The organism is Aureimonas flava, assembly GCF_003583935.1.
GTDB lineage: Bacteria > Pseudomonadota > Alphaproteobacteria > Rhizobiales > Rhizobiaceae > Aureimonas > Aureimonas flava.
This window is the reverse complement of record NZ_QYRN01000019.1, coordinates 1-14,274: the sequence shown is the minus strand read 5'-3', so window position 1 is coordinate 14,274 and position 14,274 is coordinate 1. Positions and strand designations below refer to the sequence as shown.

The 14,274-nt window shown below is 65.4% G+C and carries 10 protein-coding genes and 2 pseudogenes; 9 read left to right on the top strand and 3 right to left on the bottom strand.

All coding sequences use genetic code 11. From position 1 onward, the window contains the following. Positions 1-188 precede the first annotated feature (188 nt). Positions 189-392, top strand: a complete 204-nt coding sequence (locus tag D3218_RS19335) for a hypothetical protein (RefSeq protein ID WP_210209718.1) — start codon at positions 189-191, stop codon at positions 390-392. Between the two features lie 140 nt (positions 393-532). Here D3218_RS19335 and D3218_RS19330 read toward each other — a convergent pair whose 3' ends face one another. Further along, positions 533-1,126: a DUF6088 family protein gene (locus tag D3218_RS19330; RefSeq protein WP_119541716.1), complete on the bottom strand. Its 594-nt coding sequence runs from the start codon at positions 1,124-1,126 to the stop codon at positions 533-535. Between the two features lie 229 nt (positions 1,127-1,355). Between D3218_RS19330 and D3218_RS19325 the strand changes: the two genes are divergently transcribed. From D3218_RS19325 to D3218_RS19295, 7 genes and pseudogenes are all read left to right on the top strand, one after another. Beyond that, positions 1,356-2,306: an ArdC family protein gene (locus tag D3218_RS19325; protein ID WP_119541715.1), complete on the top strand. Its 951-nt coding sequence runs from the start codon at positions 1,356-1,358 to the stop codon at positions 2,304-2,306. 171 nt (positions 2,307-2,477) lie between these two features. Next, positions 2,478-4,619, top strand: a complete 2,142-nt coding sequence (locus D3218_RS19320) for a ParB/RepB/Spo0J family partition protein (RefSeq protein ID WP_119541714.1) — start codon at positions 2,478-2,480, stop codon at positions 4,617-4,619. Between the two features lie 130 nt (positions 4,620-4,749). Beyond that, positions 4,750-5,166, top strand: coding sequence for a hypothetical protein (locus D3218_RS19315; RefSeq protein WP_119541713.1), 417 nt, complete (start codon positions 4,750-4,752; stop codon positions 5,164-5,166). Beyond that, a complete protein-coding gene (locus D3218_RS19310) occupies positions 5,163-5,426 on the top strand; it encodes a DUF6117 family protein (RefSeq protein ID WP_119541712.1) in 264 nt (87 codons plus the stop codon). The genes D3218_RS19315 and D3218_RS19310 overlap by 4 nt, the downstream gene beginning before the upstream one ends. Beyond that, positions 5,423-5,719, top strand: coding sequence for a hypothetical protein (locus D3218_RS19305; RefSeq protein WP_119541711.1), 297 nt, complete (start codon positions 5,423-5,425; stop codon positions 5,717-5,719). Before D3218_RS19310 ends, D3218_RS19305 begins: the two co-directional genes overlap by 4 nt. Before the next feature lie 163 nt (positions 5,720-5,882). Then, positions 5,883-10,190, top strand: a pseudogene (locus D3218_RS19300) (strawberry notch-like NTP hydrolase domain-containing protein). Continuing rightward, complete coding sequence (locus D3218_RS19295; RefSeq protein WP_119541710.1) at positions 10,190-11,254, top strand: DUF7146 domain-containing protein; 1,065 nt, start codon at positions 10,190-10,192, stop codon at positions 11,252-11,254. Before D3218_RS19300 ends, D3218_RS19295 begins: the two are co-directional and overlap by 1 nt. A gap of 21 nt (positions 11,255-11,275) precedes the next feature. Here D3218_RS19295 and D3218_RS19290 read toward each other — a convergent pair whose 3' ends face one another. Next, positions 11,276-12,529 (bottom strand): type II toxin-antitoxin system HipA family toxin, encoded by a 1,254-nt coding sequence (locus tag D3218_RS19290; protein WP_119541709.1) that lies wholly within the window; start codon positions 12,527-12,529, stop codon positions 11,276-11,278. Next, the gene (locus D3218_RS19285; protein WP_119541708.1) at positions 12,522-12,833 is read right to left on the bottom strand and encodes a helix-turn-helix domain-containing protein; all 312 of its coding nucleotides are present in this window, start codon (positions 12,831-12,833) and stop codon (positions 12,522-12,524) included. Before D3218_RS19285 ends, D3218_RS19290 begins: the two co-directional genes overlap by 8 nt. Before the next feature lie 620 nt (positions 12,834-13,453). Between D3218_RS19285 and D3218_RS19280 the strand changes: the two are divergent. Then, positions 13,454-14,152: pseudogene (locus tag D3218_RS19280) on the top strand (DUF2493 domain-containing protein); the annotation flags it as partial. Positions 14,153-14,274 lie beyond the last annotated feature (122 nt).

Below are 14,274 nucleotides of genomic sequence, written 5' to 3'. Positions count from 1 at the left end.
CTCGAGCCCATCGGAAACATCCCGCCAGCCGAAGCCGAGGCCGCATACTACGCCCAGCTTGAGGCATTTCCGATCGCCGCGTAGGACTCAAACCAATCAGCCTCCGGCAAACCCGGGGCGGTTCAGAACGCTTCAAAGCGTCATCGCGCGCCTTTGCTCAGGCGATCCAGAATGGCGATACCAAACGCGTGCTCAGCTTCGTCTTCGACCGGCTCTACGTGCTGCGCAATCAACTTGTCCATGGCGGCTCGACCTGGAACAGCGGCGTCAATCGCACACAGGTTCACGATGGCGCGGCCATCCTCGGCTTCCTGATGCCCGTCTTTGCCGATCTGATGATGGACAATCCCGAGCAGGACTGGGGCAAGCCCTTCTATCCGGTTGTCCCGTGATGACGATCAACTGCAAACCGTAGTGGACAATGATGGTGCCTGCCCTGCGGGTTCGGACCCTGCCGGGAATTCGCGGACTGGTGAAGGCGGGCGTCTTGGGCAGTCGGCAACGGTCCGAAGTCGACAGGTGACCGAAGGGCTCAGAGATATGCCGCTTTCCCGATGATCTGCGCGAGCCATGTCGGAAGCAGCGGTGCGGCCGCGACCAGGTCGCCGAAAGTCTCGGGTGGCAATGTTCGCTTCAATGTCTTCAGCGCGGCTTCTCCCTTCGCAGGGCCGAGCCATGCCAACGCCAGGATGACATCGCCTGCCGGTCTTCCTGCCAGCGTGAATTGCCAGCGCGGAGCGTGGCGCAATTCCACCATCTGCATACCCAGTTGGATCTTTCGACTGCGGCCCGACGTCAGATAGACCGACCGAACAGGCACCTGCGTTGTCAAGCCCAAGGCATTCGCCGCGGCGGCGGCCGTCGAGACAATGATCTCTCCTCGCTGGGTCGCAAGAGCCGCGATTGCCTGCTCGACCGAAGGCGCTCTTGTACCAAACCGGGTGGTGACGGGACGAAGATAAACACCACGACCGATCCGCACGAGTTGCTTGCGTCCGACCAACCGGGACAACGCCTGATCGACGGCGGCGCGATTTCCAAGGTGGAGCAGCTTCTTGGCGGACAGGGCCACCCCATCGGGATGTTCAGCCGCAATCGCTAGAATCTGCTCGGTCAAACGCATGATCATGGCTCCTGTCAGAAATCTGCACGTATTTCTGACGCTTCGCAAGAAGCGCCGGGATGGGCGAGGATTGGGGAAGGCCTTTCCCTGCGGCCGAGCCCAGGGTCTCGCCCGACCCCTTCTGCGGGGGGGACCCCGCAACGCCCCCGATAGAGTGAGAGTGCGGACGGGTTTTCCGTGACGGGTTGAAGGCTGGGGGAGAGGCTCCCGGCGCCCGTCGCGGAGATCCGCGATGTCCAGAAGAACCGCCCCCGCTCGCACCAGTCAGAAACGGGCGAGCCTCTATGATGAAATCACCGGCACGATCATCGCCGAGCTGGAGGCCGGCCGGTTTCCCTGGGTCCAGCCTTGGGGATCAGCCTCGGTGAAGGCCCCACTCACCATGCCGAAGAACGCCGCGAGCGGCCGGCAGTACTCGGGGATCAATGTGTTGATCCTCTGGGGCGCGGTCATCCAGCACGGCTTTCCCAGTCAGAGCTGGCTCACCTTCCGCCAAGCCCTGTCGCTTGGCGGCAATGTCCGCAAGGGCGAGCATGGCACCACTGTCGTCTATGCCGACCGTTTCACGCCGGAGGACGAGAAACGCCGCGCCCGCGAGACCGGAGAGGACGCCGCCGCCATCCCCTTCCTCAAGCGCTTCACCGTGTTCAACGCGGCGCAATGCGACGGCCTGCCGGAGGATGTCGCCATCGTGGCCCCGCCGCCTCCCCTCGGCCTCATCGAACCGCAGGTCGAGGCGCTGATCCGGGCGACGGGCATCGATTTTCGCATCGGCGGCGATCGCGCCTTCTACGCCCCGACATCCGACTATGTGCAGGTGCCGCCGCCGCAGGCCTATTTCGAGCCAATCAACTGGCACCGGACGGCTCTGCACGAACTGGGTCACGCCACGGGCCACCCGTCACGCCTGAACCGTGATTTCTCGGGTTCATTCGGCTCGAAAAAATACGCCTTCGAGGAGCTGATCGCCGAGATCAACGCCGCCTTCTGCTGCGCCTCGCTCGGCATCACGCCCACCGTACGGCACGCCGATTATCTCGGCTGCTGGCTCGAGGTGCTGCGCGAGGACAACCGCGCCATCGTCCGTGCCGCCTCGCAGGCGAGCAAGGCGGCGGACTGGCTGCTCGGATTCCTGCCGGACACCGCTGCCGGCTGCGCCGATGACGAACGGCAGGCGGCGTGACGATCCTGAAAACCGGCATGAAAACCGGAAAGACGAAGACGCGGCTTTGCGGCTTTACGCCTTCCCGCCTGCGTGGCGCTGCCCTCTTAGAGTGAGAGGGCGGCGCTTCGCTTCGTGACGGGTTGGAGGTCGAGAGAGAGTCTCCCGGCCGCCCGTCGCGGAGTAAAGATCATGGCGACCGCCATTCAGAAGATCACCCTGTCGTCGGCGCGCGACATCCCCTTCAACAAGCTCGTGCTGAGCCAGGCAAACGTCCGGCGCATCAAGGCCGGCGTCTCGATCGACGAGATGGCGGAATCGATCGCCCGGCGCGGCCTCATCCAGAGCCTGCATGTCCGGCCCGTCCTCGACGCCGATGGCCATGAGACCGGAATGTTCGAGGTGCCCGCCGGCGGCCGCCGCTATCGCGCGCTCGAGGTGCTGGTGAAGCAGAAGCGCCTGGCCAGGACCGCGCCTGTACCCTGCGTCGTCGGCGACGCCAACAGCGACATCCTCATCGATGAGGTCTCGCTGGTCGAAAACATGGAGCGCGCGCCGCTGCATCCGCTTGATCAGTTCCGCGCTTTCCAGGCCATGCGCGACAAGGGCATGACCGAGGAAGCCATCGCCGCCGCCTTCTTCGTCGGCGTCCCGATCGTGAAACAGCGCCTGCGGCTCGCCGCTGTCGCCCCCGCGCTGCTGGAGATTTATGCCGAAGACGGCATGACGCTCGAACAGCTGATGGCCTTCACCGTCAGCCCCGACCATGACCGCCAGCAACAGGTCTGGGACACGATCAAGGAAGGCTGGCAGAAGGAGCCCTACCACATCCGCCGGATGCTCACCGAAACCACGGTGCGGGCATCCGACCGTCGGGCTATCTTCGTGGGCGTCGAAGACTATGAAGCGGCGGGCGGCCTGGTGCTGCGCGATCTGTTTCAGTCCGACGATGGCGGCTGGCTGCAAGATCCGGCCCTGCTCGACCGTCTCGTGGCCGATAAGCTCAAGCTCGCCGCCGACGAGATTGCCAGCGAGGGCTGGAAGTGGGTCGATGCTGCCCTGAGCTTTCCCTATGGCCACGAGCAGGGCTTGCGCGAACTTGTCGGGACTGCTGTCGATCTGACCGACGAGGAGTGCGCGACCCGCGAGGCGCTGCGTGACGAATATGACCGGCTCAAGGCCGAATATTCCGAAGCCGACGAACTGCCCGACGCAATCGACGTGCGTCTCGGCGACATCGAACAGGCGCTCGAGGCCTTCGAGCAGCGTCCGACGATCTATGATCCGGCCGACATCGCCATCGCCGGCGTCTTCGTCAGTCTGGACTCCGATGGTTCGCTGTCAGTGGATCGCGGCTATGTCCGTCCCGAGGATGAACGTCCCGTCGAGACCGAAGGCAGCGATGCGCCGGAGGTTGACTGTGAAGCTGACCAGCAGGCCGCGCCCGTCGTTCAACGCGCCGTCATCACCATCGGCGGCCAGGCTGCGGAGCCCGAAGACGAGGAGGAGGACGGCGTAAAACCGTTGCCCGAACGCCTCGTGATCGAACTGACCGCGCATCGCACCCTGGCGCTGCGCGATACCGTCGCCGAGCATCCCGACGTCGCCATGACCCTCTTGCTGCACAAGCTGGTCAGCGACACCTTCCGGCACACCGCGCCCACCGGCTGCCTCGAAGCCAGTGTCCGCCACATCTTCTTCCCCGCCCAATCGGAGGAACTGAAAGACAGCCCGGCGGCGCACGAGATCGCCGACCGGCACGCCCGCTGGGGCGATCACGTTCCGGCCGATGACCAGGCGTTGTGGGACTGGCTCACCCATCTCGATCCCGGCACACGGCTCGATCTGCTCGCCCACTGCGTCAGCTTCGGCGTCAACGCGCTGTTCGAGCGGCCGAACCCCTATGGATCGGGCGTCAGCCAGCATGGTCTGGATGTCCGTCTCGCGCAGGCCGACCGGCTGGCACGCGAGACCGGCCTCGACATGGTGACGGCGGGTTGGCGGCCGACCGTCAGCAATTACCTCGGCCGCGTCACCAAGCCCCGCATCCTCGAAGCCGTCCGGGAGGGCGCGGGCGAACGGGCCGCTCAGCTAATCGACCATCTGAAGAAGGGCGACATGGCCAAGGAGGCCGAGCGCCTTCTGGCGGAAACCGGCTGGCTGCCCGAGCCGCTGCGGCTGATCGACCCCGAGGATGGCCAGGCCAGCGAGCCGGGCGCTGAGACCGGTGCCCAAGACGAGGCCGCCTTGCCGGATTTCCTCACCGATGAGGGTGAGGGCGAAGACCCGGTCGATGACGAGGACGAAATCCAGCACGCGGTCGCCGCCGAATAGCGCCAGCAACGCGGGGCGGCTCCGTTCGTCCCTCGCGCGCTAGCCCGATCTTCCTTCTGCCCGGTCCCATGGTCGACAGTCTGCGTGGCTGTGCCGTGTGGTCCGGGCTTTCTCGTTTCAGGAAACTGTCATGGCCGATTATTTCACCCATTTCTCGTGCCTGCTCGACGTCGGCACGCCCAAGAACGCCGCCCGTGCGCTCGACCTCTACAACACGCTCTCCGCGGATGGCGCATCGGAGGAACCGCCTTCAGAGGGCTTTCTCCTTTCGATCCAGCCCGAGCATGGCGGTAGCCAGCTCTGGATGCGCGACGACGTGACCGGCGATCCCGAGCGCCTCATCCGATTCGTGCAACGCTGCGCCGCCGAGTTCGGGCTCACCGGCAAATGGGGTTTCCAATACGCCAACACCTGCTCCAAGCCCCGGCTCGACGGCTTCGGCGGCGGCGCCCATGTCCTCGACCTCGCCACCGGCGAGACCGTGGACTGGATCTACACCGATGGCTGGCTCGACCAGACCATATCCGGCGAAGGAGGTCCGCTATGAGCATCCCCGCCTATGCCCGGAGCAATTTCCAGACCCTGCTGCGCGCGGCAGGCGACGGCAATCTCGCGCTCATGGAGTGCCTCGACGCGGTGATGGGCAGTCCACGCTACGTCATCTGCGCCGTGGGACGCGACGAGGGCGATTACGTCTTCACGCCCTTCGGCCATCTCGCCGACGGCAATCCATTCGATGCCTATCTGCCGCCCGACCCCAACGATCCTGACGGTTTCGTGCGGCCGGAGACCGGAGAGGCGCCATGATGGACATCGACGCCATCTTCGCGGCGGATCACGAGCGCCCACCCGTCGAACGGTCTCTCCCTTGGCCAGAGACCAGAGACGGCCTCACCGTCATCATAGAGCCCAAACCCCATTGGGCCAGCGACATGCGAGCATTCCGGGCCAAGACCCGCGCATATTGCGCCTACGCCGATTGGACCGCGAACGGCGCCCGCGCTCGGTTCTTCGGGCACATTGACACCAGCGGCGATGACCTGATCCGCAAGGCGCGCAGGCTCATCGCCAGCGAGATCGCGGACGGACACTGGAACTGATCTCTTGAAAAGCACCCCGCCGCACGGCCGGGGTGCTTTTTTTTCATGCCGGCCGCGAAGGGCATTTCGAGAGTGAGAGGGCTGCCGGGACGGGTCGAGTCCGGGCGGTCGAGAGAGAGCGCCGTTCGGACGTCCCTTTCCCGCTCTCCCGAGGTTCCCGACCATGAACATTCTATCGCCCGTGGCCATGCCGGCTGCGCCCATCGTCCGTGCGTCCGCCATCATCGCCGCCGCCCATCAGCTTCTCGCCATGCTCGAACGCGGGCAGCGGATCGACAACGCCGGCCTTCGCACCGCCATGGAGATCGCCTTCGAGGCTTCCGACGCGAGCGGCGCCTGGGACTGGAAGACGGCCTACGAAGCCTGCGAATGTGCGACCGTTCTGTTCCTGCGCAAATACGGACGTGCGCTTTTCCGTAAAGCCGATGCCCCGGCTGCACGGCTTTACGCTTTGTCGAAAGTCACCGGTCTCCTGCCAACACACACCCATCGTTCCGAGGAGAGCCAGGCGCTTCAGCAATTCTCGACGCCGGTCCCGCTTGGCCTTGCCGCCATTTCCGCCGCCGCAATCACCCCGCACGACATCGTGCTGGAGCCCTCGGCCGGCACGGGCCTGCTCGCCATCCTCGCCGAGATCAGCGGCGGCTCGCTGCTCCTCAACGAGCTTGCGGAAACCCGCGCCGATCTCCTTGGCCAGCTCTTTCCGGCCCTGGCCGTCACGCGCGTCGACGCTGCCCAGATCGACGATCATCTCCCGGCGAGCGCCGTTCCCTCCGTCATCGTGATGAACCCGCCCTTCTCGGTAATGGCGAACGTCTCCGGCCGCATGGCTGACGCCGCTGCGCGCCATGTCGCCTCGGCCCTGACGCGGCTCGTCGACGGGGGGCGTCTGGTGACGATCACCGGTGCGAACTTCGGCCACGAGCAACCGGCCTGGCGTGATGCTTTCGTCCGGCTTCAGGAACGCGGCCGCGTCGTCTTCACCGCTGCGATCGACGGCTCGGTCTATGCCAGGCACGGGACGACCATCGAGACGCGGCTCACCGTCATCGACAAGCTGCCCGCCGAAGATCCGGCCGTATTTCCGGCATCATCGGGTCTCGCGCCCGACGTCGCCACGCTGCTCGCCTGGATCGAGGCACAGGTTCCGCCCCGCCTGCCGGTCACGCTTCCCGCTAACGCGCGCGCCGTGACGGGCACGGCGCCTCGCACCGTGGGGGGCTATATTGCACGAGCCGCAACCGCACGTCCGACCGCGCCTTCGTCCATCGACCCGGAAGGCATCGAACTCGCCTACGACCCGGTGGACTGGACGCCGCCGGAGGGCGCCAACCTCACGGACGCGATCTATGAAGAATATGGATTGCAGTCGATTCGTATTGCCGGTTGTCAGGCGCACCCTACCAAGCTCGTGCAATCGGCGGCCATGGCGAGCATCGCGCCGCCCAAACCCGCCTATCGGCCGATGCTACCCGCGAATATCAGCGATCTTCTGTCGGACGCCCAGCTCGAGACCGTCATCTATGCAGGCGAGGCCCATTCCGACTTCCTTGCCGGTTCTTGGACCGTCGATGCGACCTTCGATCTCGTCCAGGCGGCTCCGGCCGAGGCTGAGAACGCCGTGCGCTTCCGCCGTGGCTTCATGCTCGACGACGGCACCGGGGCTGGCAAAGGCCGCCAGTCTGCCGGCATCATCCTCGACAACTGGCTGCGCGGACGCCGCAAGGCGGTCTGGATCTCCAAATCCGACAAGTTGCTCGAGGATGCGCAGCGCGACTGATCCGCGCTCGGCATGGAGCGTCTGCTGGTCACGCCGCTGTCGCGTTTTGCCCAGGGCAAGCCGATCACCCTGTCGGAAGGCGTCCTATTTGCAACCTACGCCACGCTGCGCTCCGACGACCGTGGCGAGAAGGTTTCGCGCGTCCGGCAGATCGTCGATTGGTTGGGCTCCGATTTCGACGGAGTGATCATTTTCGACGAGAGCCACGCCATGGCCAATGCCGCAGGCGGCAAGGGAGAACGCGGTGACGTCGCCGCTTCGCAGCAGGGACGCGCGGGCCTGCGGCTCCAGCACGCGCTGCCCCATGCCCGCGTCGTCTATGTCTCCGCCACCGGCGCGACCACCGTTCACAATCTCGCCTATGCCCAGCGGCTCGGCCTGTGGGGCGGCGACGATTTCCCCTTCGCCACCCGCGCAGAATTCGTCGAGGCAATCGAAGATGGCGGTGTTGCCGCCATGGAAGTGCTTGCCTGCGATCTGCGGGCGCTCGGGCTCTATACCACCCGTTCGCTATCCTATGATGGTGTCGAATATGAGTTGGTCGAGCACGCCCTGACCGACGAGCAACGCCGCATCTACGATGCCTATGCCGGCGCGTTCGCGGTCATCCACAATCATCTCGACGCGGCGATGCAGGCCGCCAACATCACCGGCGACGACGGGACGCTGAACCGGCAGGCCAAGTCCGCCGCCCGCTCGGCATTCGAGAGCGCGAAGCAGCGCTTCTTCGGCCACCTGCTCACATCTATGAAAACGCCGACGCTGATCTGTTCCATCGAACGCGATCTGGCCGATGGCCACGCCGCCGTCATCCAGATCGTCTCGACCGGCGAAGCCCTGATGGAACGCCGACTGGCCGAAATCCCGACCGAGGAATGGAACGACGTTCGCGTCGACATCACGCCGAGGGAGTATGTCCTGGATTACCTCGCCCATTCCTTCCCTGTGCAGCTCTACGAGCCGTTCACGGATGGCGAGGGCAATCTGTCCTCGCGCCCGGTCTATCGTGACGGCCAGCCCGTCGAGAGCCGTGAAGCCGTCGCGCGGCGCGACGAGCTGATCGAACGGCTCGCGTCCTTGCCGCCCGTTCCCGGCGCGCTCGACCAGATCGTGCAGCGATTTGGCGCCGACATGGTTGCCGAGGTGACGGGCCGCTCCCGGCGCATCGTCCGCAAGGGCGAGCGGTTGGCCGTGGAAAACCGGGCGCCCTCCGCCAACCTCGCGGAAACCGCGGCCTTCATGGATGATCTGAAGCGCATCCTCGTGTTCAGTGACGCCGGCGGCACCGGCCGCAGCTATCACGCCGAGCTGTCGGCGAAGAACCAACGCCTGCGTGTTCACTACCTCCTCGAGCCCGGATGGAAGGCCGACGCCGCCATCCAGGGCCTGGGCCGCACCAATCGCACCAATCAGGCGCAGCCGCCTCTGTTCCGCCCGATCGCCACGAACGTGAAGGCCGAAAAGCGCTTCCTGTCCACGATCGCACGGCGGCTCGACACGCTGGGAGCGATCACGCGCGGTCAGCGCCAGACCGGCGGTCAGGGTCTGTTCCGGCCCGAGGATAATCTGGAATCGAGCTACGCCCGCGATGCGCTGCGCCAGCTCTACCTCCTGATCGCCCGCGGAAAGGTCGAGAGGTGCTCGCTGGGGCGTTTCGAGGCCGCGACCGGTCTGAAGCTGATGGACGACAATGGCATCAAGGACGACTTGCCGCCGATCACCACATTCCTGAACCGGCTTCTGGCGCTCACCATCGAGCTTCAGGGCATCCTCTTCACCGCCTTCGAGCAACTGCTTGACGCCAAGGTGGCGGGAGCCATCGCCAGCGGCGTCTATGATGTCGGGCTGGAAACGCTGACGGCGGAGAGCTTCGTCGTCTCCGAGCGCACGACCATCTACACGCACCCGGCGACAGCTGCCGAGACGCGGTTGCTCACCATCACCGAACGTCGCCGGAATCGGCCGACCACACTCGATGCGGCGCTCGGCTGGCTCGACGATCCGCAGGCACGGCTGCTCGTCAACGCGCGCTCGGGTCGCGCCGCTGTTCAGCTATCCGCGCCGTCCATCATGCTCGACGATGGCGAGATCGAACGCCGCGTCCGGCTGATCCGGCCGATGGAATAGCATCATGCGACTCTCGCCATGATGGCGGACAGCCATTGGCAGGAGACCGAGCGCGACACCTTCGCCGCCGTCTGGCAGCGCGAGGTCGACGAGGTGCCCGCCTTCACTGATGGGACGATCCACATGGTCAGCGGCTTGCTCCTGCCCGTGTGGAAGCGTCTGCCCAACGAGTCGACGCGCGTCTATCGGCTCCAGACCGATGATGGCGAACGCATCATCGGACGGCGGGTTTCACCCGCCTGGGCCGCCAACGCCGCCTCGACCGGAACTACCAATCTCAGCAGTGACGACGCCTATTCCGCGCTGGTGGACGGCCGCACCATCCTCGACCTGGCTGGCGGGCTCCAGCTTCGCCGCGCGCGTGTCATGGGCGCGAACCGGATCGAGTTGTTGGGGTTCAGCGACACAATGCGGGATCGCCTGCGCGCCTACGGCCTCTTCAGCGAGATCATTTCGTGGAAGCTGCGCTTCTTCGTGCCGGTCGGCGCCTCCGGTCCGGCCGTCCTCGGCAAGCTGCTCGACACCTACGCCATCGAGCGCATCAGCGAACGCGAGGCGGCGTGATGGCACGGCAGGACGCTTCCGATCTGGCTTACCGTCTCGGCCGTCAGGCCGAGGCGGTTTGCCGTCACTATCTTTCGAATGGGCAGCGCCAGGGCAACTATTGGCAGGTTGGCGATGTCCGCAATACCAAGGGCCGCTCGATGTTCGTCCGGCTGAAGGACAGCCCCAAGGGCCGCGCGGGCAAATGGACCGACGCCGCCACCGGCGAACATGGCGATCTTCTAGACGTCATCCGTGAATCGCGCGGCCTCACCGACTTTCCCGATGTCACCGATGAGGCCCGCAGCTTTCTCAGCCTGCCGCACCCCGAACCGGAACCTGCGGCGCCACGGCGCGGCATTGTCCCGGCGCCTTCGGGATCGGCCGAGGCCGCGCGGCGGCTGTTCGCAATGTCGCAGCCGATCGCAGGCACCGTCGTAGAAACGTATCTGCGCCGACGCGGCATTACGCTTCTGCACGGAACCGGCAGCCTGCGTTTCCACCCGCGCTGCTACTACAGACCCGGCGATGGCCCGACCGAGACCTGGCCCGCCATGATCGCCGCCGTGACCGACCTCAATGGCAAGATCACCGGCGCACACCGCACCTGGCTTGCGCCCGACGGCTCGGACAAGGCCCCGATCGACACCCCGCGCAAGGCAATGGGCGATCTGCTTGGGGCCGCCGTCCGCCTCGGTGCGCCCGGTAGCGTGATGGCGGCAGGCGAAGGTATCGAGACCATGCTGTCGCTCCGGCAGATCTTGCCCGAAATGGCGATGGCCCCGGCACTCTCGGCGGCGCATCTGGCCGCCATCCTGTTCCCATCGACTCTGCGGCGACTCTATATCGTCCGCGATGACGATCCGGCGGGTGACGGGGCGCGCGACATGCTGATCGAACGGGCCAACGCCGAAGGAATCGAGGCCATTCCATTGTCGCCGGCGCTCGGGGACTTCAACAAGGATCTCCGGCAGCTCGGCATCAACGCGCTCCGATCAGGCATCCGGGTGCAACTCGCTCCGGAGGACGTCGCGCGCTTCCTTCGATACCACGAGACAGTCGGCGGAAATCCCGGCAGACGCTGAATCCAATCAGTGCCTGCGCGTCTATTCGGCGCAGCTCTTCAGGATCGGCATCATCGCGCGCACATGCGCATCGACCCGTTCGAGGACGGGCTCGGGCACGACATCGCGTTCGGGAAGTGTCCACCAGCAGGCATCGACGCGGCCGATCGTCTCCACCACCGCCTTCATGACCGCAGGCTCGGGCAATCTGGCGCGATTGGCGAAAGCCTTCCAGCGCGGCGCTGACAGCGCCTTAAACGATCGCTCTCCGCCCAGCGACAGCGCCAGATTGTCGGCGGGAATATAGGGAACGGTCGACAGCAGATCATAGGCCGGCGCGAGCGCGGGCGTGCTCCCGTCACCCGGATAGATCAGCGACCAGTTTTTCAGGTGCATGTCGCCGTTTCCCGTCACGACCGCCAGCGCCAGACGGCGAACGAACTCCAACGCGGCGGCGGGCGAAATCGCGGCGGTCAATGCCGCAGCAATGTCGTGATAGGCCGCGCCTTCATATTTGCGGGCGGGGTAGACGCCGAAGACCTGGGCGAAATCCTCGATATGAATGCGTGTCCCGTCGGCGCCGCGGTCGAAGCGCCTGATGAGGAGCACCCGGCCTTCGGCCAGCGTGTCGAACTCTTGCGGTATTCCTTCGAAATCGGATTTGGCGACCAGTTCGCGCTCCGGGACATCCATGCCGATCGCGGCCGCAAGTGCGAGCGCGGCGAATTCGTTTTCTGAAACGCCGGGAAACGCCGTCGAGGGGAATTTGGCGATATACTGCCCATCGCCGTCGTCGAGCGGAAGCGTCAGCCCGCCGCCCTTGCCGGTGTTCTTCATCACCGACAGCTTCATCTGCACGCCCGCGAGAGAAAAGCGCGCTTTGGGCTTTTCGTGTGCAGCGGCTTGCGGAGCCCCATCCATGCCCTCGCCGGGCACGACCCGCACCGCTCCCGGCAGATCCGCGCCGAGCGCCGCGAGCAGATCGAAATCATTGCCCGGACGAACATCACCGGCATGGTGCTTTTCCATGGCCTCGCGCAGCTTGTCTTCCGGCAGCAGGTTCGCGAAGAACGCCGGAAGCACGCCGGCTAGAGGCTTGGGATCTTTGCGCAAACCGCCGGCCGCTGCCCGGAACGAAAGGCTTAAAGTCGGCGAACCGCCGCCCGCGCGATACGCCTCATCGAAACTGAACGCATTGAAGTCACCCGGCGTCCTGACGATCGTGCCGACCTTCAGCGCGTTCAGAAACACGTCCAGCGACTGGACCGCCCTGGGTGCAAATGGCTTGTCAGCCATGGTCGTCTCCCTCGTCCGACTGCACGGCGAAGGCGGGGCGGTCATCGTCGTCGTGCGGATGCATCAGCGCCTCGATGGCTGGAACCATGGTTTGCGGCACCAGCATCATCTCCAGCCCGAGCGCGCGCGCGATGTTCATGAGCGTCGTGGCGCGGGCAGCAGCCGTCCCCTTCTCGATGTCGCGGTAGCGCGGCCGGGATATGCCAGCCAGTTCGGCAACCTGCTCCTGCGTCAGCCCGGCAGCCGTCCTAGCCTGCCCGAAGAGCCTGCCAATCTCATGCAGCGTTTCCGATTCAGATCGCATGGAGATCCCTTAACATATCTTCACCGTCACCGATGACGCGAGAACATATCATTTCTCTCGAAAACGTCAAGCTTGATGATCTCTTTCCGTATCATGCTGTGCATGAATGATCCGTATTCATATCCTGAATTTTTCATCCAACCCTGCGCGCGCCCCCCGGCAGACCCAGCCCGCGCGAGGTCTTCCGCCACCTTCTGTAGATCCTTACTAAGACAAGCGCCCCCGAGTCTCCGCTGAAAGACGCCGGCCGCGTCTTGAGCCTGACGGCAGCGCCGCAAAGGGCTGGAGGGCGGGTGTGCAACCGCCATGCCCGCGAGGATGCGCAGCGACGGAAAGAGGACCGCGCCTCGGCCTTCGAGAGGGCGATCGGCCGTCAGCCGGGCCGGATCGGCAATGGCTGCGGCCGACGATTTTCCGGCGGCCCAGGTCCACCCCACGCGGCAAGCCGCGCAGGGACCCCGAACCCGCGCCTTTCCATCGCGAAACAAAATCGCCGGCCTTCGCCATCCTCCGCTGACGCTTCGGCCCTTCGCTACGCTCCGGGTGCAGGTCCGTCCCGCCCGACGGCTTCGTGGCCATGAAGGCCGCGACGGTCGCGGTCCAATCCGACGGAGCATCCCATGAGCGAGCACGACGACTACGAACCGCACCACGAATCATCTCCGACCGACCAGCTGATCCAGGACTTGCAACTCCACGGCTATCGTCCTTCCGAAGACGAACTCGACCAACGCCCGCCACCGGAAGACCGCATCATCGAAGGCGCCGTCGCCGACATATTCGACGCCCTCGTCGCCACGATCACCGACACGAGCCTCGATTTCGATCTCCCCGATCTGCTCTGGTCGACCGTCAACATCTTCCACCGCGCGGTGGACCGGATCGAACAGAAGCTCGACGACAACGAGCAAGCGCAAAAGCAGCTTCAGCGCGAACAGGACGGCTCCGAGGTGAAATCCCTCCAGCTCGAGCGCCTCATCGACATCGGCATGAACCTGATCGACCGCCGCGACGGCATGGAAACCTTCCGCGAGGCTGCCGCCGAGCGCTACCGCATCGCCACCGGCTCCCCCTGGTCGCAACGCACCGGATCGCGGGTCAACCATCGCCACCTCACCGCGTCGCTGATCGACAGCCGCGACTTCCTCGCCGCCAGGAGGCGCGCGGATAGCGAGGTGCTCGTGCCAGCCGGCCCGAAGATCGCCTTCTCGGGTGGCGACACCGCCGACCACAAGCAGATCTGGGCCAAGCTCGATCAAATCCACGCCAAGCATCCGGACATGGTCCTGTTGCACGGCGGCTCACCGAAGGGGGCTGAACCGCCCCGGGTTTGCCGGAGGCTGATTGGTTTGAGTCCTACGCGGCGATCGGAAATGCCTCAAGCTGGGCGTAGTATGCGGCCTCGGCTTCGGCTGGCGGGATGTTTCCGATGGGCTCGAGC

Bases quoted from the DNA above. Each gene is read 5' to 3' on its own strand.
- D3218_RS19325 (WP_119541715.1), top strand. From the start codon at position 1,356: ATGTCCAGAAGAACCGCCCCCGCTCGCACCAGTCAGAAACGGGCGAGC.
- D3218_RS19320 (WP_119541714.1), top strand. From the start codon at position 2,478: ATGGCGACCGCCATTCAGAAGATCACCCTGTCGTCGGCGCGCGACATC.
- D3218_RS19315 (WP_119541713.1), top strand. From the start codon at position 4,750: ATGGCCGATTATTTCACCCATTTCTCGTGCCTGCTCGACGTCGGCACG.
- D3218_RS19310 (WP_119541712.1), top strand. From the start codon at position 5,163: ATGAGCATCCCCGCCTATGCCCGGAGCAATTTCCAGACCCTGCTGCGC.
- D3218_RS19305 (WP_119541711.1), top strand. From the start codon at position 5,423: ATGATGGACATCGACGCCATCTTCGCGGCGGATCACGAGCGCCCACCC.
- D3218_RS19295 (WP_119541710.1), top strand. From the start codon at position 10,190: ATGGCACGGCAGGACGCTTCCGATCTGGCTTACCGTCTCGGCCGTCAG.
- D3218_RS19290 (WP_119541709.1), bottom strand. From the start codon at position 12,529: ATGGCTGACAAGCCATTTGCACCCAGGGCGGTCCAGTCGCTGGACGTG.
- D3218_RS19285 (WP_119541708.1), bottom strand. From the start codon at position 12,833: ATGCGATCTGAATCGGAAACGCTGCATGAGATTGGCAGGCTCTTCGGG.